The organism is Ruegeria sp. YKSD163 (assembly GCF_059612905.1).
This window is the reverse complement of sequence record NZ_JBXWRM010000037.1, coordinates 1-22838: the sequence shown is the minus strand read 5'-3', so window position 1 is coordinate 22838 and position 22838 is coordinate 1. Positions and strand designations below refer to the sequence as shown.

General features: G+C 58.9%; 14 protein-coding genes and 5 pseudogenes. 9 read left to right on the top strand and 10 right to left on the bottom strand.

The genetic code is table 11. The annotated features are described in order from the left end of the window. Nucleotides 1-115: 115 nt before the first annotated feature. A pseudogene (locus AC2FNA_RS23660) lies at nucleotides 116-500 on the top strand (DDE-type integrase/transposase/recombinase); the annotation flags it as partial. A gap of 193 nt (nucleotides 501-693) precedes the next feature. Continuing rightward, nucleotides 694-1674: a ribose-phosphate diphosphokinase gene (locus tag AC2FNA_RS23655; RefSeq protein WP_496830823.1), complete on the top strand. Its 981-nt coding sequence runs from the start codon at nucleotides 694-696 to the stop codon at nucleotides 1672-1674. On the opposite strand, the gene AC2FNA_RS23650 is transcribed toward AC2FNA_RS23655, so the two are convergent. After that, nucleotides 1616-2692: a hypothetical protein gene (locus tag AC2FNA_RS23650; RefSeq protein ID WP_496830821.1), complete on the bottom strand. Its 1077-nt coding sequence runs from the start codon at nucleotides 2690-2692 to the stop codon at nucleotides 1616-1618. The genes AC2FNA_RS23655 and AC2FNA_RS23650 overlap by 59 nt on opposite strands. A 537-nt stretch (nucleotides 2693-3229) precedes the next feature. Here AC2FNA_RS23650 and AC2FNA_RS23645 point away from each other — a divergent pair. Next, nucleotides 3230-3643, top strand: coding sequence for a GtrA family protein (locus AC2FNA_RS23645; protein WP_496830819.1), 414 nt, complete (start codon nucleotides 3230-3232; stop codon nucleotides 3641-3643). Here AC2FNA_RS23645 and AC2FNA_RS23640 read toward each other — a convergent pair. After that, nucleotides 3629-5062 (bottom strand): UbiA family prenyltransferase, encoded by a 1434-nt coding sequence (locus tag AC2FNA_RS23640; protein WP_496830817.1) that lies wholly within the window; start codon nucleotides 5060-5062, stop codon nucleotides 3629-3631. The genes AC2FNA_RS23645 and AC2FNA_RS23640 overlap by 15 nt on opposite strands. Before the next feature lie 212 nt (nucleotides 5063-5274). On the opposite strand from AC2FNA_RS23640, the gene AC2FNA_RS23635 reads away from it, so the two are divergent. The 3 genes from AC2FNA_RS23635 (at nucleotide 5275) to AC2FNA_RS23625 (ending at nucleotide 9070) form a co-directional block, all read left to right on the top strand. After that, entirely contained in the window at nucleotides 5275-6309 is a 1035-nt protein-coding gene (locus AC2FNA_RS23635; RefSeq protein ID WP_496830815.1) for an NAD-dependent epimerase/dehydratase family protein, read from the top strand. A gap of 62 nt (nucleotides 6310-6371) precedes the next feature. Next, the gene (locus AC2FNA_RS23630) at nucleotides 6372-8090 is read left to right on the top strand and encodes a hypothetical protein (RefSeq protein ID WP_496830813.1); all 1719 of its coding nucleotides are present in this window, start codon (nucleotides 6372-6374) and stop codon (nucleotides 8088-8090) included. Next, complete coding sequence (locus tag AC2FNA_RS23625) at nucleotides 8087-9070, top strand: SUMF1/EgtB/PvdO family nonheme iron enzyme (protein WP_496830811.1); 984 nt, start codon at nucleotides 8087-8089, stop codon at nucleotides 9068-9070. The genes AC2FNA_RS23630 and AC2FNA_RS23625 overlap by 4 nt, the downstream gene beginning before the upstream one ends. Nucleotides 9071-9075: 5 nt before the next feature. Here the strand turns inward: AC2FNA_RS23625 and AC2FNA_RS23620 are convergent, their stop codons facing one another. The 3 genes and pseudogenes from AC2FNA_RS23620 to AC2FNA_RS23610 form a co-directional block, all read right to left on the bottom strand. Then, entirely contained in the window at nucleotides 9076-9978 is a 903-nt protein-coding gene (locus tag AC2FNA_RS23620; RefSeq protein ID WP_496830809.1) for a hypothetical protein, read from the bottom strand. 108 nt (nucleotides 9979-10086) lie between these two features. Next, nucleotides 10087-10601 (bottom strand): annotated as a pseudogene (locus tag AC2FNA_RS23615) (phage terminase large subunit family protein); the annotation flags it as partial. After that, on the bottom strand, nucleotides 10549-10941 hold the full coding sequence (locus AC2FNA_RS23610) for a hypothetical protein (protein ID WP_496830807.1): 393 nt from the start codon (nucleotides 10939-10941) through the stop codon (nucleotides 10549-10551). The gene AC2FNA_RS23610 and the pseudogene AC2FNA_RS23615, both read right to left, overlap by 53 nt. A gap of 452 nt (nucleotides 10942-11393) precedes the next feature. Here AC2FNA_RS23610 and AC2FNA_RS23605 point away from each other — a divergent pair. Continuing rightward, a pseudogene (locus AC2FNA_RS23605) lies at nucleotides 11394-12008 on the top strand (DUF3489 domain-containing protein). A 33-nt stretch (nucleotides 12009-12041) separates the two neighbouring features. Here the strand turns inward: AC2FNA_RS23605 and AC2FNA_RS23600 are convergent. After that, a pseudogene (locus AC2FNA_RS23600) lies at nucleotides 12042-13300 on the bottom strand (site-specific DNA-methyltransferase). 535 nt (nucleotides 13301-13835) lie between these two features. Between AC2FNA_RS23600 and AC2FNA_RS23595 the strand changes: the two are divergent. Then, complete coding sequence (locus AC2FNA_RS23595) at nucleotides 13836-14528, top strand: substrate-binding domain-containing protein (RefSeq protein WP_496830805.1); 693 nt, start codon at nucleotides 13836-13838, stop codon at nucleotides 14526-14528. A gap of 637 nt (nucleotides 14529-15165) precedes the next feature. Here the strand turns inward: AC2FNA_RS23595 and AC2FNA_RS23590 are convergent. Next, nucleotides 15166-15468 (bottom strand): annotated as a pseudogene (locus AC2FNA_RS23590) (Arm DNA-binding domain-containing protein); the annotation flags it as partial. Between the two features lie 342 nt (nucleotides 15469-15810). Here AC2FNA_RS23590 and AC2FNA_RS23585 point away from each other — a divergent pair. Further along, nucleotides 15811-16287: a hypothetical protein gene (locus tag AC2FNA_RS23585; RefSeq protein ID WP_496830803.1), complete on the top strand. Its 477-nt coding sequence runs from the start codon at nucleotides 15811-15813 to the stop codon at nucleotides 16285-16287. Nucleotides 16288-16409: 122 nt separating this feature from the next. Here AC2FNA_RS23585 and AC2FNA_RS23580 read toward each other — a convergent pair whose 3' ends face one another. The 3 genes from AC2FNA_RS23580 to AC2FNA_RS23570 form a co-directional block, all read right to left on the bottom strand. Continuing rightward, complete coding sequence (locus AC2FNA_RS23580; RefSeq protein ID WP_496830801.1) at nucleotides 16410-18095, bottom strand: adenylate/guanylate cyclase domain-containing protein; 1686 nt, start codon at nucleotides 18093-18095, stop codon at nucleotides 16410-16412. 491 nt (nucleotides 18096-18586) lie between these two features. Then, nucleotides 18587-21940 (bottom strand): AAA family ATPase, encoded by a 3354-nt coding sequence (locus AC2FNA_RS23575; protein WP_496830799.1) that lies wholly within the window; start codon nucleotides 21938-21940, stop codon nucleotides 18587-18589. A gap of 312 nt (nucleotides 21941-22252) precedes the next feature. Next, nucleotides 22253-22717: a CoA-binding protein gene (locus AC2FNA_RS23570; RefSeq protein WP_496830797.1), complete on the bottom strand. Its 465-nt coding sequence runs from the start codon at nucleotides 22715-22717 to the stop codon at nucleotides 22253-22255. Between the last annotated feature and the right edge of the window lie 121 nt (nucleotides 22718-22838).

The window sequence follows — 22838 nt, the reverse complement described above, 5'->3', positions numbered from 1 at the left end:
GCTCGGCTTTTGTCGTTCCAAATCCTTGTCAACGCCTGGTCAACATTCGTCGAGTCCCCCTGCGCGGGCCAAATTGTGTCTGGCCGTGGGACCAAGGAGACCAGTCGGATATCGCGAAGGTGAGGTCGTGGAAAGCTTCCTGGCGAAGACGAGAGACAAATTGGCCGTATTGAAATTTCTCGGAAAATCAATGAAACGCCGCCGTCGTTCTCTTGTCCAAGTTACCGACACGCGCCGTTCCTACGGCGCTGCGATGCAAGATATCGGCAATGCCGACAGACCGGAATCCGGCCGATGGTTGAACAACCGGACAGAGAAGGCACCCTTGCCGTTCCGACTGCAAGATCGGGCGATGCTGCGCTATAGGCAGATGTGAAGTGTGCAGAAACTCGTTGCTGTTTATTCGTCTGTCTACAACCATTTGAATCAAGGAACGCCGCCTTTACACCCGAGCAAATTTCAAGCCCAACCGCGCCAATGCTTTTTCTGAGGGGCGTTAGCTGTTTTCCGACTGGGTTGCCTCGGTGATTGGGAAACTGAAACTGCTCAGAAGCTGTCCGCCGCCTCCCAAAAGACACCGCCTGGCTAACACCTCCGTCTCGAAAAATCCTCGAACGGTGACACAGCAATAGATTCGCGGGTAGGTTTGGCGCACGCCTGATCACGGATAATCCATCAAGGAGCGACCTATCATTGGAACTCAAGATTTTTGCTCTCGATGCTACTCGGCCTTTTGGTGTCGCCGTGGCAAAGGAGGCTGGTACGTCACTGGCCACCATGGAAGAACGCAACTTTGAAGACGGGGAACACAAGGCGCGCCCTCTAGAAGAGGTGCGCGGCGCGGACGTTTACGTGATCCAGGGGCTTCATGGCGGACCGGATGAAAGCCCAAACGACAAGCTGTGCAAGCTGCTGTTTTTCATCGGAGCACTTCGTGCAAATGGTGCGGCCCGCGTGACGGTGGTACTGCCTTACCTCGCCTACGCGCGAAAAGATCGGCAAACAAAGCCGCGCGATCCGGTGACGGCGCGTTATGTCGCGCAACTGATTGAGGCGGTCGGGACGGATCGTGTTGTGGCGATGGAACTTCACAACATTGCTGCATTCCAGAATTCCTTCCGCTGCGAGACCGTTGCGCTTGATACGCGTGGGGTCTTGTTGGACCGCTCGGTCGAACTGGCCTCGGACGCGCCGATCTGTGTCGCTTCGCCAGATCCCGGCGGGGTAAAGCGTGCTCAGCTGTTTCGAGAGGCGCTTGAAGAAAAACTTCAGCGCGAGGTCGGTTTTGCTCTTATGGAAAAACGACGCAGCGCGGGAGTGGTCACAGGAGAACTTTTTGCAGGGCAGGTTGAGGGCGCGCGCGTTCTGATAGTCGATGACCTGATCGCCTCTGGCGGGACCATGGTTCGCGCTGCCCGAGAAATCATGCGTCGCGGAGCCCGCGACGTGTGGGCGTTGGCTGCGCACGGATTGTTCACCAGCGGCGCACCCGAGGCTTTGTCGGACCCCGCTATCAAAGGTTGGGTGATCACCGACACGGTGCCGCCGTTCCGCCTGACCAGTAATGTTGCGAACCGGGTAGAGATCGTATCCGCAGCTCCGTTGTTCGGACAGGCTATCCAGTGCCTGCACAACTGTCGTCCGATTGTAGACCTCCCGGCTGCTGGCGCATGAGGTCTGGTCTGGTCGACAAAGCAACATAAGCCCGCGCCAGTGGTCGCCATTTTTCAGGAGTGCGGCCGGGCTGAAGAACCAAGTGCAAAAGCGCCAGTCTCGCGCGCAAAAGCGCACGGTAGCGCCAGTAGAAGTCGGCCAGATCGGCCGACGGTTCGCCCATCACCGAGTTCAACCGTCGTACAAGCTTTCCCGCAACCCAACTTGCACCGAGATGCGCACATTCCATGCCCAGAAAGACGATCTCGTCCAGGGGATCGACAAGACGAAGGCGAAGGTTGAACTCGATACAATCAATGATGACCGGCGGCTCGCTCATAAAAACGTGCTGCGGGCGCAGGTCCCCGTGCCCCTCGACGATACAACCCTTCTGGACCCGGTGACGCAGCAGCGGGGTCGCCGTTTCGAAGGCGTGCCGGAAACCATCGAGAGCAGATGCCAGCAACGGTTCGTCCAGCTTGAGTTTGCGGTCGGTGAGGACATTCTCGGTCAATTGGGCCTCTTCGGCGAACCGAGAGCAATAGGTGTCTTGATCGATATCTGCGGGCGGAAGCCCTAGATAGAACCCGGTAAGAAGATCCGCCAAACGGGCAAGGTCGACTTGCCTCGGACCACCAGATGCAATCACGTGTTCGAGATCTTGCTCTTGCGCCAACCTTCGCATTTCCACCATCCAGTCGATGGCCTGCCCGTACCCGTTCAGCGTAAGTCGTCCATCGGTGCCAATCCGTAGGGGACGCTCTGAAAGGTAAACATCATTGGCAAGTCGACGGTTGAGGCGAACCTCGTCGGCAACAGCGGCGCAGCGTTTTTCAACCGTGCTGAAATCGAGAAAATCGTATCGTACCGGCTTCTTCAGCTTGTAGACCAATTCATCTGCGAGAAAGACCCATGACATGTGCGTTTCGATCACTTCCACGGATTTCGGTTCATGAGGATATGCGGCCACCCGGGATAAGAACCGCACTTTCTCCGAAATCGGAAAACGGTTCTGCTCGGCGCGGGGATGTGCTGACATGAAGCCTTCCGTTGTGTCTGTGCACTTGTGACGACACTACTATGGCATCGTCGGCGTACCGTCGCCAACCAGGAACACGGTGGCAGAGGGGCTTGTCAGAGCAAGTTCAATTGCGGTGGAGCACCGATCTGAATGGCGTTGCCGGGCTTGCCAGGTAAGACGCAAATGGAACCCGCTTGATTGCAACGGTCTGGTTAGGTCCGGTTCGGTGATCACTATTGCTGACGGATACCCGGCTTTCAATAGCGGCCCGATACATCGCCGTAGCGAGCCCCGGTGGATTTCCGCGTGCCACTCCCTTAATGGCTCCAAGGCATAGCAACAATCCCCGATCCGCCATTTGACCTTGGGCAGGCTGCTCGGCAAAGCCCGCGCACTGATGTAGCCGCTGACTTGCCCGGCGGCGACGAACCGGCTGAGCATGCGCCTTTGACCCTGGGCCCCGAGCTTCTCGCACGATCAGGGTTGGCATTTGCGGGTCGTCGGGCCCATTATCTCAGGATCGGCCGCTTCAGATAGCCGGAAGAGAGGGAACGTTTGGCAGTCAGGGCAATTAGCTACGCTGTTTTTGCGTTTGTCGCGGTGCTGGTCAACCTCGGTGTTCAGCGTTTGGTGCTGACAGAATTCACAGGTGTGTCTGGGTACGTTCTGGCTCTGGTCCTGGGAACCGGAGCCGGGCTTGTCGTGAAATACGTGCTTGACAAGAAGTGGATATTTTTCGACCAGCTGCAAGATTTCCGTAGAGAGGCACGGAAATTCTCGCTTTACACCCTGACTGGCGTCGCCACGACGCTCTTGTTCTGGGGCACCGAAACGTTGTTCCTGATTGTCTGGCAGACCGATCGGATGCGCGAGGTCGGAGCGGTTTTGGGACTCGTTCTAGGGTATTCGATAAAGTACCGGTTGGACCTTGCCTTCGTGTTCCAGGTCGAGACATCAAAAAGAAAGTAGAACGATGAGTATTGAGAGGGCCAGCATACCCAATCCGACCCTGTCGTGGGTGACGAAGACCACAGGATCATAGTCTTCGCGGCCCTGGAAACTGAGCCAGATTATCCGGACAAGCCAAATACCGAACGGCAGCATGGAGAGGGACATCAACAGTGGTGTGCTGACATCCGGTACTGCGCCTGCTGGCAAGGTGGCCAAAAGAAAAAGGACAATGGAAAAAAAGGCACTGCCGTAAGCGAGGATCTGCAGGTTGCGCGCGTCCGCCGGGCGATATCCGCGGCCGGGCAGATGCTCCTTGCTCCGACTTCGCGCAAGTGCGGTCAGTCGTTTGACGCAGGCAAGGGACAGAAAGACTGCGAACACGAAACCAAGAAACAGCGGGGGAACAGCTACATCGGCGGCAATTGCGCCTGTCACAAAACGGATCAGAAAGAACGCTGCCAGCAGCACGAGGTCGATCCAGCGCTTCCTCTTCAGCGACAGGGAATAGGCCAGGTTGAGCACCATGTAGAGGACGATCGCGGCCCAGACCCATGGGCCCACCGCAAGCGCCAGGCTCCAAGACAGGACAACCAAGACGATGCCGAGCCCCATTGCCACAGAGATCGGCAATCGCCCCGAGGCTATTGGACGTTCCTTTTTTTCGGGATGACGGCGATCGGCGTCCAGATCGGTCAGATCATTGAAGATATAAATTGCAGAGGCCGCCAAGCCAAAGCTCAGGGTCGCGGCAAGTACCTTCAGGACGACATGTGGACTTGCCGGCAGGCTGGCCAACATCGGAAGCAAAACAAGTAGGTTCTTGATCCACTGCAACAATCGCATTTCGCCAAGCGCGTCCCGCAGAGTCCAACCGTCCGCCAAAATCTGAATTGGCTTGCCTAACCGGTAGATTTCGGCCTTCAACCGCGCGCCGGGCGCAACCGCGATGATCCGCCTGGCGGATTTCCAGGACGGCAGGTCGGCCCAGGAGTTTCCCGCATAATCATACCCTTCGGGACCAAGCCTGTCGCAAATCAGTGCCGCCTTATCTTCGAGTGTCAGGTTTCGTTCCGGGGTCGTCCCCCAGTTGGGTCCCTGAATGTCGAAACGTTCTGCGACGGCGTCGACCAATTCCTTGTCCGCTCCCGAGGCTAGGTGCACCGTGCCTCCCTGCGATTTCACCGCTTGCGCCATGTCCAGAACCTCCTGCCTTGCGGGCAAAAGGGCGATGTCCGGGCGGGCAATGGTCAGGAGCTCCCTTTTCAACAACTGGGGTTTTGCAAGGTTCCGGAAGATGATCCGCAAGGCAGCAACCGTGTTGCGCGCCAGTGCGGCCCAGATTGTCTCGAGCAGAAGGTCGGTGCGCAGGAGCGTTCCATCGACATCCAGTACAAGCGGCGTCGTCTCGGAGTTCTGGTCCTTGATCTGTCTTTCCATTGACCGCTGTTTCTCTCCGGATGTTTCCTGCCGCTGGCCTCGCGGTATATTTCGCTTCCCTTCCTTAATTGACACCATCTTCGGATATTCTCGTCCTGTTCTTGATTCAGATCATGTTTTCAAGATGGGTGCATGCGTCAGGCTTGACGATGAAAACGAGCGTTGCTGTCGCAGATCGGTTTTTCGGATAGGGCCGGTCGAAAAGGGAAAAGATGAACTTTCTCGTCACCGGCGGTGCCGGCTTCATGGGTATCAATCTAGTTCGCCATCTGCTGGCTGGCGGGCATCAGGTGCGCAGCTACGACATTGCCCCCTTCAACTACCCCGAAGCGGAGCGGATCTGCGTCCTGCAGGCTGACATTCGTGATCAAGGCCGTCACGACGAAGCTTTCGAAGATGTGGACGTGGTTGTCCACTGCGCCGCGGCCCTGCCGCTGAGCGCACCATCAGAGATACGTTCTACCAATGTCGATGGAACCCGCATGCTTCTGGAAACGGCGATTCAGAAAGGCATCAGTCGCTTCATTCACATCTCCAGTACGGCTGTCTATGGTGTCCCGGACCATCATCCCTTGACCGAGGATGACCCGATGCATGGGGTTGGTCCCTACGGTGAGTCAAAGGTTCTGGCCGAAGAAGCCTGTGCCGAGTACCGTAACAAGGGGCTGTGTCTGCCGGTGCTTCGGCCCAAGTCCTTTGTCGGCCCCGAGCGATTGGGCGCTTTCGAGCTCCTTTACGATTTTGCCTATGGTGGTCACGGCTTTCCGGTTCTGGGATCGGGCAACAACCTGTACCAGTTGCTGGATGTCGAAGACCTGAACCAAGCGGTAGAGTTGTGCGCGAAGGCGGACGTGGATCGTGTTAACGACACGTTCAACGTAGGTGCCGCGCGCTATGGCAGCCTGCGCGAAAGCTTTCAGGCGGTACTCGACCGTGCGGGGCATGGCAAGCGGATCATCGGCCTACCTGCCGCTCCGGCCATCTGGACGTTGCGGGCGCTCGAAGCCGTGGGCCTGTCGCCGCTCTACAAGTGGATCTACGAGACCGCCGGCAAGGACAGTTTCGTCAGCATCGACAAGATCACCGACCGGTTGGGCTACGCGCCGCGCTACTCTAACGAAGAGGCGCTGATCCGCAATTACGACTGGTACGTGGAAAACCATGACAGGATATCGACGACATCGGGCGTGACCCACCGCGTCCCGTGGAAGCGCGGCGCGCTGAAACTGCTTCGCCTAGTGTTGTAGATGTCCCGGGGAAAGGAGATCCAATGCCCCTGTTTCGCAGAACCGACCTGACATGCCTTGCGGTGCTGACCGCGCTGTTGGCAACGGCCTGGACTGCGACACCGGCGGATGCCCAATCCGCCGAAACGCTTGCGATTCAGCGTGCAGACTACGAAGCGGTTAAGCCCAAGACAGTCCTCGATTTGCAGCCCTTCCGCGAAACGCTGTCTGTCTCCTTGCCGGACGGCTCGGGCACATTTGTTCTGACGTCGCTGAACCCGGCCATCGGTGCCTGGTACCTGTTGCAATCCGTCGATGCCAAGGGCCGGGCGCTCCAGAGCTACCACATCGAAATCCCCACACCCGACGCCTTTTCCCTGTCCTTGAACGAGGATGCGCAGGCCGTCGTCCTGACAGGACTTGTCGGGTCGGTAGCCTGCGATTTCGGGTTGGCCGAGCTGGAAGCCGCAAGACGGACCGGGTTGCCCTACGCTCCGGTTTGTGGGGGAGCGGCGTTCCTTAGAGTCAAGACAACCGGAGCCCGCACCAGTCTCGAAGCGACAGCGGAGTTTTTGCGCGACAATATCTGGGGCGGGGAAACTATTGTCGGCTTCGTGCGCGGAACTTTTTTCAAAGACTCCGAATTGGAGGTCAGCACAGTCGAAGCCGGAAACGGCGTATTGGTGAACCCTATCGGTCCGTTACCGATGCGGATCGACGCCCCCGAGGACCAGAGGCCGGTGATCGCTACGCTTCTGGACATCGCTGTGACCGGGGCCGAGAACGGCCGCATGGCTATTGGTGCCTGGTATCCGGTGACGGGCCTTCAAGGCGTGTTTGCCAGCGCGTTCCAACCGGGTGCCATAGCGCGTTCGGTTTTGGGTGGCCCGGGAAAGGTCAATCGGCTCGATGCGGTTGAAGCCAAGGCTACGGGGTACATGGTCGCCTTTGACTTGTCGGCCTTCGACCTTGGCTTTGCACTGGGCACGGATCATCCGAGCGTCGGCTGGTCGCCCCGTCCCGCTGCATCCGCGCGTCCGCGCGGTCTGCCGGGGCCTGACGGGATATCCTCGACAGCCCCTCTGGTGCGTCTGGGCATGGTTAACCCGGTCGCGGCGAACCGGACCATCGCCACCTTCACCGGCGGCTTCAAGCGGCAGCATGGCGCCTTCAAGTTCGGAGAGATGGCCACCTACAACATGGGCCACCACTATGGCTTCATCGAGAACGGTGTGATCTTCAGCAAGTTGCAGCCCGATCTCTCGACGATCATCGTGCTGAATGACGGCACGGTTCACATGAAGACCTGGCAGGAGGCGGACAATGCTCTGCTGCCGCTGATCCGGTTTGCCCGCCAGAACGGCGTACCACTTGTGGAGTTCGATGCGGCAACAGGGCAGGGGGTGCCCGGAAACCTCGTGACGCAATGGGGGGGCGGCAACTGGTCGGGGTCGGCCGATGCCCAGTTGCGCACGCTGCGCGCAGGGGGGTGCATCGTCGAGACCGGGCAGACGCAATACCTCTTGTACGGTTATTTTTCAACTGCGACGCCTTCGGCCATGACGCGTACCTTTCAGGCCTATGGGTGCCGCTATGCCATGTTGCTGGACATGAATGCGCTGGAGCATACCTATCTCGGTCTCTACGTGCCGCACGGCGGCAAGATCCATGTCGCTCACATCGTGCCCGGTATGGGATTGATCGACAAGAAGATGACCGGCGGAAAGGTCCTGCCACGGTTCATCGGATATCCCGACAACAGGGACCTGTTCTACGTGATGAAGAAGGAGGCCGTGAAATGAAACCGCGCAGGCTGTCTCTCGTCGCGGCGGGCTTTCTGTTCTCGCTTGCGTCTGTGGCGAATGGCGAGACATTGCAGGAAGCCAACGAGACACTGTTCAGCCAGCTGGTAAATGTGCACCGATTGACTTCCGCGCAGATGCAGGAGGTTCGGGCGATCTTTCGAAGATCCGGTTATATCGGTCAGGGAAACCCCCGGATTACGCAGCACCCGATGACACCACAGGACTGTCAGGCGCGGGCACCTGGAGGAGCATCGGGATACGACAATGCACAGAACCGCCGCATCTGCGGCGACCGCTACATGGCACCGCTCTATGATCCGCGGCGAGAGAAACCGTCGGACGCAAAGGTCTGCATCGACCAGTTCGAGTTTCCCAATATTCCCTGCACCTACCCCGTGGTTTGGGTCAAGGCACGGGAGGCGGCAGAGATATGCGCGGCGGTCGGCAAACGGCTGTGTGACGCGCATGAATGGGAGGGGGCCTGTGCGGGGGCACTGGAGCCACCCGACTACCGGTTCGGTCTGGGGTCCGTCGCCGCGATGCGCCAAGCGCACAACGCAAAGTACGGCGCAAGCAAGAACTGGGCCTATGGCAGCGCCTATCAAAAGGGCATCTGTGCCGCTGCTAGCCAGAAAAGCGCGTCCTGCGGCGGTGGTGGGTTCAACAACTGCGGATCAAACACCTATCCGACAGGCAGTTTCCCGAGCTGCAAGAGCCACTTGGGCGTCTATGATCTACACGGCAACGCGGCCGAGCACATGAACTTGCCACTGTCACCGGACCAGATGGCCAGTGCCGGCAGCCGTACCTTGGGCGTGACCGAGATGAAAGGCAGCTGGTTTATCTTCGATCGCTACTATGCCCATCCCGATTGGTGCCGTTGGCGCGCACCCTACTGGCATGGGACGCGGGTCATGAGCCCGTCAAGCCACGCGAACTATCACCTCGGATTCAGATGCTGCAAGACGATCGACTAGCAGGTCTAGTTTGCGGCGATCCGCGCGTAGTTTTGCATCAGGGAGACGATGTCTTCGATTGGCCCTTCGTCGCTGATCAGTTGTGAAAGTTCCCGATCACGCATGATTTCGCTCAGCAAAACGGGGCGACCATCCACGTAGGCCATTTTGCTAATCAGCCGGACGCCGTGGCTGTAATCGGCATACTCTGATCCATGTACCGTACTGAGCGGCTGGATAGGCTTACCGTTTTTTCGGTGCCAACCATAAATTGCCACACGCCCCGGCTTGGATTTGAGCCGGTTGGACAACACCAGATCCTTCTTGTGCCCAGCTGAAAGCACGTGCTTCGATCCCCTTACTTCGGACAGCTGTTTTTCAATTGTCCGGTTGTGGTCGACGAAGTACGACGTCGTCGTCATCTGCGATGTCGGGTTCATGGGACTGGGCGAAACACGCGCTGCTGCCTGCTGGTAAATCGCATCGACAATCTTGGTTGTGGGAAGCACGAAACCCATTTCCAGGGCAAGATGTGCAGCGGCGGGCAATCCAAGCGGGACCCTCACGAAATCCTCGTCGTTGCCAACGGCAAGATATTCAGGTGTGACGCACAAGGTGACCGAGATATTCCTGCCTGTCGATGCAATGCCTTTGAGCGTCAAAGGCTCCAGATCTTGCATGAAACTGGGGACATTCCCCTTAAGGACTTCCTGTACAATGGCCCGGTCCCGGCTGGATCCAGCGGCTTCGCCTAGCTTTTGCATGATGCTGCTTCCGGGCGTTGAGTGTCCTGTTCGATTGGAAAATTCCGGTTCGATTGGCGCTTTGCAGGATACCGCAGCCATGGCCGCTCCGCTGGAGACACCAAGGCAGACAAGGGCCAGACCCAGCGCCCGAAACGAGCGAACGCGTGAATAATAGATGTTCATGAAGAGCGAACCCAATGCCAGCTTCGTTTATATCTGAATACGAAACGAGGGTGTAGGATCAACCCGGCCTGTCCTAGATGAGCGGGAAACCGCACAATCGACAATACCCTTCGACAGCATGGAGTTGCCCGCATCGCGGGACCGGACCGGGTTGATCTGCTCGCGCAGCTCCGGACTGTCGGCAATCAGCGGATCGATCCGCCCGCGCGAGGAGCGCTTGGCCATCTCCACCGTTGGCAACACCGCCAGCATAGGTCCCGGCGCGTGATGGATGACAAAGCCGATCCAGTTGTTGCCAGCCTCGGTCGCGCCGACCTGTGCAGCTTTCATGAACGAGATGCGCTGCGCCGGATGCCCGGGGCTGAGCGCATCCATGATGGCCTTCAGATAGGGTGTGCGGGACGTCCGGTACCGCCCCGGCTCGGCTGAGCGCGGGAACTGAGCCAGCGATGCTGATCCGCCCATTCCGACACCGTCAGGTTCGGGTCGGGCCGCATACCCCTGGCCCAGGCGCGCAGGAGGTCCTGGGCGCCGTCAAAGCCGAGGTCAAGCCCGTCTGTCAGGTCATGATCACCCGAGGGAGACCCGGAGATCGGCGAGGGCGTCGAGCTGGTCTCGGACATGGGCTTCCAGCACCCTCTGCAGGATCGCGGTTTCGATCGTGACCGATGCCCCCATGTGTCGTTCCATCTCCGCCGAGATTTGTGCCGCCATCAATGCCGCCACCCGTCCGGGCCAGGTGACCCAGACATCCCGTTCCTGCCGCGCGAGGCGAAACACCAGCGTCTCCGCCCGCGCCCGATCGACCAGTGCGCATTTCTTCTTCTGGATTGCCAGCTGGCGTTCCTGCGCCTGGTAGACCGTCAGCGCCGTACGCGCCTTCAGATAGGACGAGCTCTCTTCCGGACCGCTGATCAATCCGTCCCCGGCCAGGGACCGGCGCTGCTGGTCGGGATCTGTCATCTCCGCCCGCCGCGCGACAATCCGGAATGGGCGGCATATACCCGCTCGCTCATCCCCTTCATGGCAATGCCACCCCCACTCAAGTCAATGATATCATTCGGATTTGAGTTGATGGATCGGCGCGACAGAGCGAGTCTGATCGCAAGGAAACGATGCAACTCACCCAAGGACGACCCGCCATGCCCCCCCCGCCGATAGGCCCGGAGCAACGACGAAGCCCTGAATGCCTTCCTTGCCGCCAAGGCAGAGATCGATACCATGCTGGATCGCCTGAAGGCGCTCAGCGACGACCATTTCGTGTTCGACCCGGACACCATCAACTGGGCTGCCGTCGGATCGATCAACTCTGTCGCTGCCGATTTGCGCAAGATCACTGATTTCCTCTTTGGCGAGAGCGGGGCTCGCCTCCGTAGAAGGTGCGCGAGGCGCGCGCCGGAACACCGGAGGTCCCAATGTCAAATCTCACCGATACCCAGTCCAGCGTTCTTTCCCGTGCCGCAGCCCGGCCGGGGAACTTGGCCCTGCCACTGCCCGACGGGCTGCACGGCGCTGCCGCCCGGACAGTTGTCGGCAAGATGATGTCCCACGGTTGGCTTGAGGAGATCGAGGCCAACCTTCGGCGGGGAGAACCCTTGTGGCGCGAGACCGGCGATGGGCACGGCACCACGCTCATTGCCACTGAGGCCGGGTTGGCGGCCATCGGGATCGATCCGGTGGTGGCCGGTGCTGTTGCAAGGGGGCGGAAAGCGAAGGTGGAGCCGGCGCCGACGTCTGAGGTCAATGACACCTCGAACCCTGTCGTCGTCCGTGCCGGCACGAAACAGGCGCAGATCATCGCTATGCTGAAGTAACCGGAAGGCGCAACCATCGCCGATATAGTCAAGGCCACCTGATGGCTGGCTCACACTGTCCGCGGATGCATTGCGGGCGCGTTGAAGAAGAAGCTGGGCCTGCCCATCACCTCGGAGAAGGTTGAGGGCAGGGGAAATGTCTACCGGATTGATCTCGTGTCGGTGCCATCCACAATATGGCTCAACGGTATCTTTCCGGAATCTCCGGAAACTTGATGCCCCGGAATGGCGGAAAGTCAGTGTAACGGCCTAGCGTGCTCTGCTGCTCTTGAGGGCGGCAAAGGTTTCGCCGGTTTCCGCCAGTACCGCCTCTTCCCCAGTGAACGACTGCCAGCGCTCGATGGCAACATCGACATAGGCCGGGTTCAGTTCGACGCCGAAACAGACCCGGCCGGTGGTCTCAGTGGCGATCAGCGTGGTGCCCGATCCCATGAACGGTTCGTAGACTGCTTGGCCGGGACTGGAGTTGTTCAGGATTGGCCGGCGCATGCAGTCTACCGGCTTCTGCGTACCATGTACCGTGTCGGCATCCTGGTCCCGGTTGGCGATCTGCCAGAGGGTTGTCTGTTTGCGGTCGCCCGCCCAATGTCCCTTGCCCTTGGTACGGACGGCGTACCAACAGGGTTCGTGCTGCCAGTGGTAATCACCGCGGCTCAACACCAGCCGGTCCTTCGCCCAGATGATCTGTGACCGGATGGCAAAGCCCGCGGCTGTCAGGCTCTCGGCCACCGTCGCGGCATGCAACGCTCCGTGCCAGACATAGGCGACATCGCCGGGAAACAGTGCCCATGCCTCGCGCCAGTCGGCCCGGTCGTCATTCAGTACTTTCCCAGTGCGCTTGGTCTTCGCCGCACCAGCCTGGTTGCGCCAGGAGGGGTCGTAGTCCACGCCATAAGGTGGGTCGGTAACCATCAACAATGGCCGTACATCGCCCAGCAGTCGCCCGACCACATGGGCGCTGGTGCTGTCGCCACAAATCAGGCGATGCGGCCCGAGTTGCCAGAGATCCCCCGGCGCCGACACCGGCGTGACCGGCAGCTCAGGAACATCGTTTTCGCCCTCGACGGGGCCGTCGTCGCCCAGCGCCTCGGGACCGCGCAGCAGGGCGTCCAGTTCATCGGCATCGATGCCGAGAACATCCAGGTCGAAATCTTCGGCCAGCAGTCCGGCGATTTCGTCACGCAACAGGACCTCGTCCCAGTCGCCGAGCTCGGTCACTTATTGTCGGCGATCCGGTAGGCCCGGCGCTCTGCCTCATCCAGATGGCTGAGCCGGATCACGGGCACCTCTCTCAGCCCCAGCATCGTGGCAGCAAGCACCCAGCCGTGGCCGGCGATCAGTTCGCCATCTTCGGCCACCATACAAGGAACCGTCCAGCCGAACCTGGCCATGCTGGCGGCGATCTTCGCCACCTGGGTCTCATCATGCATCTTGGCATTGCGGGCATAAGGGCGCAGCCGATCGATCGGCCAGGTTTCAATCTGGCTCGGTGCGAAGACGAGGTCCATGAGGCAGGTCTCGGGTGAAGGGGAAAACGAAAACGCCCGAGAGGGGTTTCCTCCGGGCGCTATTCTTCGATGATCAATGGGTAGGTCAAGGGGGCAGCTTTGTCAATCTGAAAAGTGAAGTGGATTCAACGCCTTCCCAGCAGGGTGGCTTGCGGTCGGGGTGGATTTCCCGAAGTGGATTCCCTGGCTTCCGATCGGGAATCCACCTTAGCCAGTTCGCGATTTCGTAAGCTTTTGATTTGGAGTCGAATTTCCAACTGGCGTCCGCCGGGTGGATTCAAGGTGGATTCCCCGGTGAGGAATCCAGTCGCTAGCAAACCGCCGCGCTCAGCCCCCCCGCATACGTTTGGTGCCGGGGAGGAACCATAGGAGGGGGGACTGGCGTTTGCTGCACAGCAAACCTTCGTGCATTTTGCAGCGTAGGGCCGGTCAGAGCCCGGAGCGGGCAGCGCGGAAAACGCGCTTGCCCGGTGCCAAACCATCGCATTTAGTAAAGGGAACACATCTCGGGCACGGGCCAAGGAGGAGCATCATCTTGCCGAACTCGTTGCGCCTTTTCTTGCCTGCGGCGATCAGGGCTGTCATGGCTCGCCTCGCGCCGCGCATTGAAACCGCGACACAGGCGCGGCTCGAACAGGAGGTTGAGCTTAACCCGCTGATACCCGGGCGGATCAGAGCCGGGGAGCCATACGATATCGGCTTGACGAATCCACCTTACGCGAAAGCCCTGGTCGAAGATGGATTTGCAGACGCCGGCAGCCACCGTGCTTTCGGGCGTGTCCCGCTTGCGGTCGCTCGCAGCGGCGAAGCGCAAGGCCAAATCGTTTCTGACACAGAGGGCATCGCGGCGCTTCTCAGCGTCGCGAGCAGCATAGTTTACACTGGCGCCGGGACGAGCGGACGCACCTATCTGGACGCGATCAAGCGCATGGGTTTGCCTGACTTCGTCCTGACCAGAAGTCACGCGATGGCTGGCGGTGTACCGGCGGTATCTGTGGCGACTGGCGAATACGAGCTTGCGATCGCCCCTCTCACTACTGTGCTCGCCACGCCCGGGGTGGTTCCCGCAGCCATTTTCCCGGAGCACCTTGGGACACATATCGACATATCGGTATTTCGGAGCGCTGCATCACCGGACGCCGCGGCGACAGTGATCGAGTTCCTTATTGGCCACGATCTCGATGATGAACTCGCCGCGGCAGGAATCGCGCGCTTCGAACTCGACTGACGGCACTTCGGATTTCCGGCAAAGGACCAGTTGCGGACATCCGGACCGTTGCGGTTCTTTCAGATGCCTGTCGCGCAAGAGGGTCTGTCGCGCCGGCTCGTGCAACATCAAACCGGCAAAACAGTGGGATCGATCCGATAACGGTCCCCTTCCAGAACGCTCAGTGGTTCCGCAACCCAAACCCGTTCCGGCGTCATCCAGTAATGCTCCAGGCAAATCGGCGCCGTCGCCCCAATTCGAAGCCAGTCCGGACCGGAGGCGAGATCAGCTTCGATCAACCTTGTTCCACGCAATGTGACTGGCACTGCCGATAGCTATTGGTTGAACACTCCGAGCTGCGTTCCGAAGGGTGTGGCCTCAAGCATGGACGGCACACCCAACAGATCGAGCCACGCCGCAAGTTGTTGTCCCGGTGCCAGCGATTGATAGGCATCGGTAGCCTTGACGACTCCTTCCCAGAAGGATGCCCGCTCGTCCGCGTCCTCGAAAATACGCCGAAAACCGAAAAAGCCTTCTAGGCTGCCGGACGCGTCAGAATAGACGCTTTCTATCGCGACGTTGGGCCCACTTTCAGCGAGCCAGCGACGCAGCACGTGGGGATCGGTGCTCTCGATGGGAACGGTATCCTCCCAACGACCACGCGCGGCGCACCGCGGATTTCCTCTCGCGAGGCCAGCGGATCCTGCCCCTCGTCGATGGCGCGGCGCAAATCCTTTGCGCGTTCGCGGGCGGCCGTCACGCTCCATTCGGGCCACCGGCCTATCGTCATCCGCCGCTGCCTTCCGGCATGGCGATAATCGATGGTGAAGGTCCGCGCGCCCGAGGCCTGGACCCGGGCCGCGAAACCGATCACCTCGGTGTCGAAAATCTGATAGCTTGCGCCCGCCCTCGTTTCGGCATCCCGCAGTGTTTTCTCATTCAGTTTCAGCCTCTTGACCATGCAGCTCACCTCCTTGTCACCCGACACAGGCGTAGACCCGCGCCACGATCAAGTCGGATCACAAGGCAGACACCGGAATACAGGCGGAAGGTGGAATTGGGGCGGGGAGGGGCGTTCCGGTCAATCGGATCAAGAGGTTGGAAGATGCGCCCAGCGCGTCCTATGATCGTGTGATGGGATCGATGATCGCAGATCAAGGTTGAGCACATTAATTCCGGTATCGACTGCAGGTCGCAGCGTCAGATCCGGTGCGAAGTCATCTGGTGGGTTTGATGACGTGCGGCAGATGTTTTACCACTTTCGGCAAAACCAGTCTGCCTCTGCCTTCCGGAACCCAGCACCGTGCCGAACTCGAAACCACCCCGAAACCTGACACCCGGCCTCTGCCAGCGGCTTCAGGACGAGATGCTGAAAGCCTGCCAGGATGTGGCCGCGCGCTACGGCCTTGTGGTCGAAGCCAAAGAGATCTCGGGCTCCGATCTGCGCTGGGGCTTTGATCTCGCGTTCCGCGTATCCATTCCGCTCCCAGATGGGAGCGTGCTCGATCCCGAAAGGCTGCGATTTGAAGCCCTCGCTGAAGCCTTCGGGCTGTCGCCGGCCGACTTTGGTCGACAGTTCAGCACCGGCCGCGGCACCTTCAGGATCACGGGGATCGATCCCCGCAGGCCGAAGTACCCGATCTCCGCGGAGCGCGTCCCCGACGGGCAAGGGTACAAATTCACCGCTGAACAGGTGGCGCTGCTGTTGCAGAAAGAGATGAAGGATGTGACGCCGAAGGCACAGTGCAGGCGTGAACGGCCCTTACCGGACATTGGCTAGATCGAGCGTCGCAGCAGTGCAGCTTCCCCAGACCTGCCGTTCGTGCATCGCGCAGCATTTCCGATAGGGCAATGACGGCAGAGCGAGACGAAGCTGCCGTTCAGGGTGTAAGATATGCCCAGTCAGCTCTCGGGAAGGCCTGCGATAAGCAAAGCCTTAAAATATCTTTCACCTCCCTCGGACTTTCCATAGTCGTTGGTTGCCTTCCAAGCGTGCAAATTGCGGTTTGGCAGGATTTTCAAGTAAGCCTTCATGACTTCTTTGGCCGCTTCGGTGTCACCCAGCATAGCGAGCGCAGCGGCCTTTGACGAATAGAGCGTTGGATAGCTGTCCGACATCTTGAGCGCAGTGTCGCAGTATTCAATCGCCGAATTCGGACGGCCCAATTGCACTAAAGCCGTGGCCGCACCGCCATGTGACGCGACGATGAACGGTCCCAGCTTTCCGTAGCGAATGCTCTTTTCGAAGCAATCCAAGGAGGTTTGCGCGTCTCCTGACCAAAGATATGCCCATCCGCAAAAGCTCAGAAGTCTTGCATCGAAGGGTGCTAAGCGAAGTACCAAGGAAACTGTCTGGTTCAACGGCGCAATGCGACGGTCCGACAGATAATCCGCGACCCCGATTGCCAATGTCAGCATCGCGTGGCCGCTCGCAAGCGGTCTTGCGGCTTCGACCCATTGCGGGATCGTCCGCATGTAGTCTTGCATGATAGGGCTCGGACCCATCGTATAAGCTGCGCAAGTCACAATGATGGCCTCGGCGTAGGCATCCGCCAAATCTGGCTTCGCTTCAATGGCGCGGGCTTGAAAGCCAGTGGCCACTTCGAATGACTCGTTCGAGAACGTCTTCCAAGCCATCATGCCCATCAACAGGCATTGTTCGGGAAGCAATTCTTCGTCAGGCACCGATGCGAGTGCAAGTGTTTCCGCTTCCAGGATCAAGTCAGCCGCGGCTCCTGAAATGTGCTCCAACATCCGATCCTGCCAGTCGAAGGTCTCTTCAAGGCTGCCATCAGATTTATCGCTCCAGATCGTCATACCTTGTTTGTCCGTCAGCCGGGTCTCCAGCCTGATCCGCTGACCCTGCGCGCGCAAACTGGCTTTCAGGACATATGCATCGCGCGGAGCCTCTTCGCTGATGCCTATGCTCATCCACGCGATACCACCGAAGAAAGTGGCGAGATCAGCCGTCAATGAATTTGCAATCTCGTTAATCTGTGAACCGGATTGGTTCGTCGTGATGGGAGCAATCGAGAGGAAGGGAAATTCGGATGATTTACGCGGCACGTTTCCGACAGCCCTGGAGGTGATGTCGTTGGACGTGTTGCGGACCCATACCCGGACGTCCCGCGATATGTTCTTGAGCTCACACAGCCCGAAATCCTCGAAGGACGGCGAAAGGGTCCCATCGAGGCTGGCGTAAACCGCATCCGAAATCAGCAGCCCGCCTTTGGGTGCAATCCCCTCCAGCCGGGATGCGATATTGACCCCATCCCCGTAGAAGTCCTCCGCCGTCTTTATGATGTCACCGATATTCGCTCCGATGCGCAGGCCGATTGATGGGTGCTTGGACATGCGATCTTGAATTTGCAGGGCCGCATTTACTGCACCTGCTACACTCTGAAATTCCATCAGCCACCCATCACCCATCGATTTGAGGATCGCACCACTGTATTCCGCGAGAATGGGATCGAGGGTTTCCGAACGCAATTTTCTGACTGCATCGACAGTGCCCGCTTCATCTTCGCCCATCATTCGCGAAAATCCCACAATGTCGGCGGCAACTATCGCAGCTAGCTTACGTTCCAAAATTTGTCTCCAGATCGCAAAAGTAGCTGTTTGTAACTTAGGCAGGCTCGGACACCATGGGTTTTTGCGTCAAAAAACCTATGGCTGATCTTTTTAGCCATTGCAAATGACCAGAAAGGGCTCGAAGCCGTCATGCGGCGATGCAAAAGAGGGCACCGCCCCCGTGACCGGCGTCAAGACGGTTCCGGCCCTGAGCTGCCTTTCGCCGGTCGGTCCATCTCTGCAGTGCGGCTTCACCGATAGGGACGTTCGCGCATCGCGCAGCATTTCCACCGCCCGGATGACCGCAGTGCGGGACAAAGCTCCAATACGCCGTACCTGCATCCTCTCTGTCTTCCAAAGCGCGACACGAGTTGGAGAGCACTTCGAACTAGACCTCTTTTCCAAGAGCAAATGAAGAACACAAAATCAATAAAACCGACGTCCAGAGTGACCCATGGTTGGCTTCATCTGTTAGAGCGAGGTGCCTCTGAAATCCGTCGGCAGCAGATTTATGCAGCTAACGCAGCAAGCAATGTGCGAGCCTGCATCTGCTCTTCCGGGCAATCTCCTTCGGTGATGCTTTCGTGGACGGCTTTGAGAAGAGAGATGGCGTCAGCGTTTCGACCCTTTTCCTGCCAGAGGCGCGCGAGGTCGATGGCTGCGCGCAGTTCCCAAAGTCTGGCGCCCTGCTGACGGGCGACTTCGATGGCCATCAAAAGGTACTTTTCCGCGGCGTCTCCGTTGCCGTCGACGTTTGCCAACCCGGCCTGTAAGCGATGCAAATCGGACAATGAGTACCGTTCGCCTGTCGCTTCAATCACGTCCTGAGCCATGGCCGCCAATTCCTTGGCCGGACCGAAAAGACCGAGCGCCAAAGCCCGTTTTCCCGCTTCGATCCGGAAAGTTGGCACGAAAACACCATTCATGCCTGCAGCCATCTCAGCATCGAGAGCAAAGAAGCGATCTATGCCTGCCCGATCACCCTGACCCGCTCTATGCAGATCAGACGCTATCCGAGCTATGCTCAACCAGATATGCAGGTTGTGTTCTTCGACAATGGGATGCAACGCATTCAAATGACGCAACAAGGCAGACTCGTCATTGGCTATCACGGCGGAAATAATAAAGTGACCATGCATATAGCAGGTCGTGATGATATGGCCTGACGCCAAAGCCCGGTTCTCCGCTTCTCGCGCGTGCACTGCGGCACGATTTGTTTCGCCCATGAGAAGAGAATTTAGAGAGTGGTAGATATGGGTTGCGACACCTATCTCCTGTCCAAACCGAAAAGCGAGGCCATCGTGCTTGGCTGGATCATAAACCGCGAGAGATTTATCTAGGAAGCTCCGCGCTTCGGCAAGCCTGCCAGACATCATTGAAAATACGCCCCGGCTTCGATTTGCTAAAACGAGTTCTGTCGTGTCTCCCGAATTCTCAGCTTCGTCCAAAAGACGCAGCGACCATGGTAAAGCTTCGGAATGTTCGGCTCTGACGTATCGTCCAGCCCAAAGTGCGAAAACGACATCGAACCTCAATGGAGTGTCCCCGATCAAATCCGCCAGAACAAGTGCGCGCTCCATTTCCATCTTTGTCTCGTCGGCGGCATATCCAACACCCTGCAGGCAGGCCATTCCTAGTTGAACCTGCAAGGCAAGTGCCCGCTCGATAACCGTGCGTTCACCTCCTTCGACGTTTGGGTTGATCAAAGCGATAGCACGTCGAAGGTTGGAGATGCCTTCCTTGAATGCCGGTCTAGCGATGGCGGCCTTGCCTGCGACTTCCCACAGATCGATAGCGCGGTCGGTCAGGTTGGCGGCCTCGGCGTGCACGGCAAGGACTTCCGGGGCAACGTCGTGGTCGGTTTCCAGCGCCGTCAGGATGCGTGCGTGGATGGCGCGACGCTTCTCCTTCAGCTGGCTTTCATAAGCCGCATCCCGGACCAGCGCGTGCTTGAACAGATAGGTGGCTTCAGGTGGGAGGCCGCGCCGGTAGATCAGTTCCGCCTTGATCAGGCCATCGAGTGCGGCTGTCAGTTCGGCATCGGACACTAGGGAGATTTGCGCCAGAAGGCCGTGGCTGAACTCGCGGCCAATGCAGGCAGCCGTCTGCGCTACTTCCTTGATAGGTTGCAACCGGTCAAGCCGCGCCATCAAGCTGTCGTGCAGTGTGGTAGGGATGGCAATGGTGCTGAGCGGTCCATTCAGAACAAGGCGGTCGCCGTCCTCTTTCAGGGCACCGGATTCCAGTATCGTCTTGGTCAGTTCCTCGATAAACAATGGCACACCATCGGTGCGCTCAGCAATGATCGCGATGATCTCGTCTGGCAGGGCCTTGCCGTCTGTTAGCTTGGCGACGATATCCTCGATCTGATCCTTCCCCAGCCGGTTCAGCGCAAAGCGCGTCACGATGGGATGACCGCCAAAGCCATGTTCGAACGCCGGGCGCGCCGTGGCGAGGATCATGATCTTCTGATCGGCAACCTTATCCAGCAGCAGGTCGAGCAATTCCAGTGAAGTCGGGTCGATCCAGTGCAGGTCTTCGTAGACCAACAGAACGGACTTGCCCCGGCTTTGCTGAACCAGCAGCTTGGCCAGGATCTGCATCGTGTGCGCCCGCTGTTGGGCAGGTGTCAAATCAAGCGCACCGTATCGCGCGGTGCCGTCGAGACCCATCATCGGCGTGATCAGCTTCAGCGTCTCGGGGTCCTGACCGAGCAGCGCCTCCAGCTTGTCCAGCCGGGTATCCAGCCCATCCGCCGATGTGAACCCAGCGGCGAAAGCGATCTGCTGAATGACCGGATAGAACGCTGAATCCGCATGATAGGGCGAGCATTGATAGGTGACGCGAGTGTGGTCATCCTTTGCAACCTCGTCGATGACCGCTCTGGTGATGCGTGACTTGCCGATACCGGCCTCGCCGCTGACGATGACCATCTGGCCTTGGCCCGATTTGGCAAGCGCCCAGTGTTCCAGCATAAGCTCGATCTCACGGTCGCGCCCGACGATGGGGGTCAAGGTGCCGGACTGACGCGCGGCAAAGCGGCTTTCCTGCACTGCCTCGCCGTCAACGACGAAGGCTTCAACCGGGGCACCCACGCCTTTCAACTCTTGTGCGCCGATTGGCGTCAGCTTGTAAGTGCTGCCCAGCAGGCGACGTGTTTCGCTTGGCAGAACAAGCTGGTTGGGCCGAGCTACGCCCTGTAGTCGCGCGGCGAGGTTGGGGGTCTCTCCAACCACAGCGGCTTCCTGTGTTGCGCCGCTGCCGATCAGGTCTCCAACGACCACAACACCTGTCGCGACACCGATGCGGGTTGCCAGCGCTGAACCGTCGGGCGCTGTTGTCGCTCTGACGCTGTCGATGATAGCCAGCCCCGCCCGCACCGCGCGCTCCGCATCATCCTCACCGGCACGGGGCCAGCCGAAGTAGCACATCACGCCGTCGCCCATGAACTTGGCCACAAACCCCTCATAGCGGCTCACCACACCCGCAACCGTGTTCTGGTAGCCCGTGATGACATTGCGCATGTCTTCCGCGTCAAAGCGCGTCGCCATCTCTGTTGAACCCACAAGATCAACAAACATTACCGTCAGGTGGCGGCGCTCGGCGTCGGTTGGCGGATCTGTGGCCATAGCATCCAAAACAGGTGCCACCGGTGTCGCATTCGGCTCAATGGAACCGGAGGCGCCTACCAGGAGCTTGATCGCATCATTCAACCGGCGACGCGGTCCTAGCGGCAGGCCCAGTTCTTTAAAATCATCTTCGCTCAGTCGGTGAAGATCGCTGATTTCCACCTCAGCTTCGGCAAAAGCTGGCGCATATTTCTCCAGTCCAAGTTCTGCGAGCCAGCTTCGTACGTCCTGCAACTTGACCCCCTACGGATACCGATGTCAGGAACCGACACCTCCCAAAAGCCCGACAGTAAGCCTTTTTTGGTTTATGTCATGCTTTTACTTTGCGCGCTCAAACAGACTGTTTGACGGTTGATCAACCTGCCGGCGACGAATGGATCCAATTGGTTCCAACCAGGTGGACTGACCCCTGATGGGGGTAGGTCAGAGATTGCGAGGTCATGAACGCGGGAGCTGACATTCGGTTCGCACATACTACAAATTTTTTGCACCACCAGGCCTCGTATTACCCCCTGAACCACGTTTCTTCTGGGTCAATGATGCACTTTAGATTTTTAGATCGAGTCTCGGTTTCCAGAAGGGCCGGAAGAGTTCGATCTTGGGGCAGCGGTTCATGACAACCTTGAGGCCCGCGTCCTCGGCGAGTTTGGCGGCGCGGTCGTCATAGACACCGATCTGACCCCAAAGCACTTTTGCCCCGATGGCGATGGCTTTCTCGGCGAAGCCGTAAAGCTCCTCTTTGGGTCGGAAAACATCCACCATGTCCACCGGTTTGTCGATTTCCTCAAGCGACCGATAGACCTTGAGGCCGCGGATTTCCGTGACATTGGGGTTCGGATTGACCGGCAGGATGTCATAGCCGATCTCGCTGAGTTGCCGCAGGACGCCATAGCTGAACTTGGTCTTGTCCGCGCTCGCACCGACCATGGCGATGGTTTTGACAGACTTCAGGATGTCGGCGATGTATTTCGGGTCGTAGTCGTAGATGCGGTCGATATCTGCTTCAGGCATTGCTCGGATCTTTCGGCGTGGCGATATTTGCCTTGAGTTCATGGGGTTTCAGCGGATCGAGGAAAGGATTGCGATAGAGTTTGTCGTGGCTCTCCACCCCGATTTCAAGCGTGATGTCAGA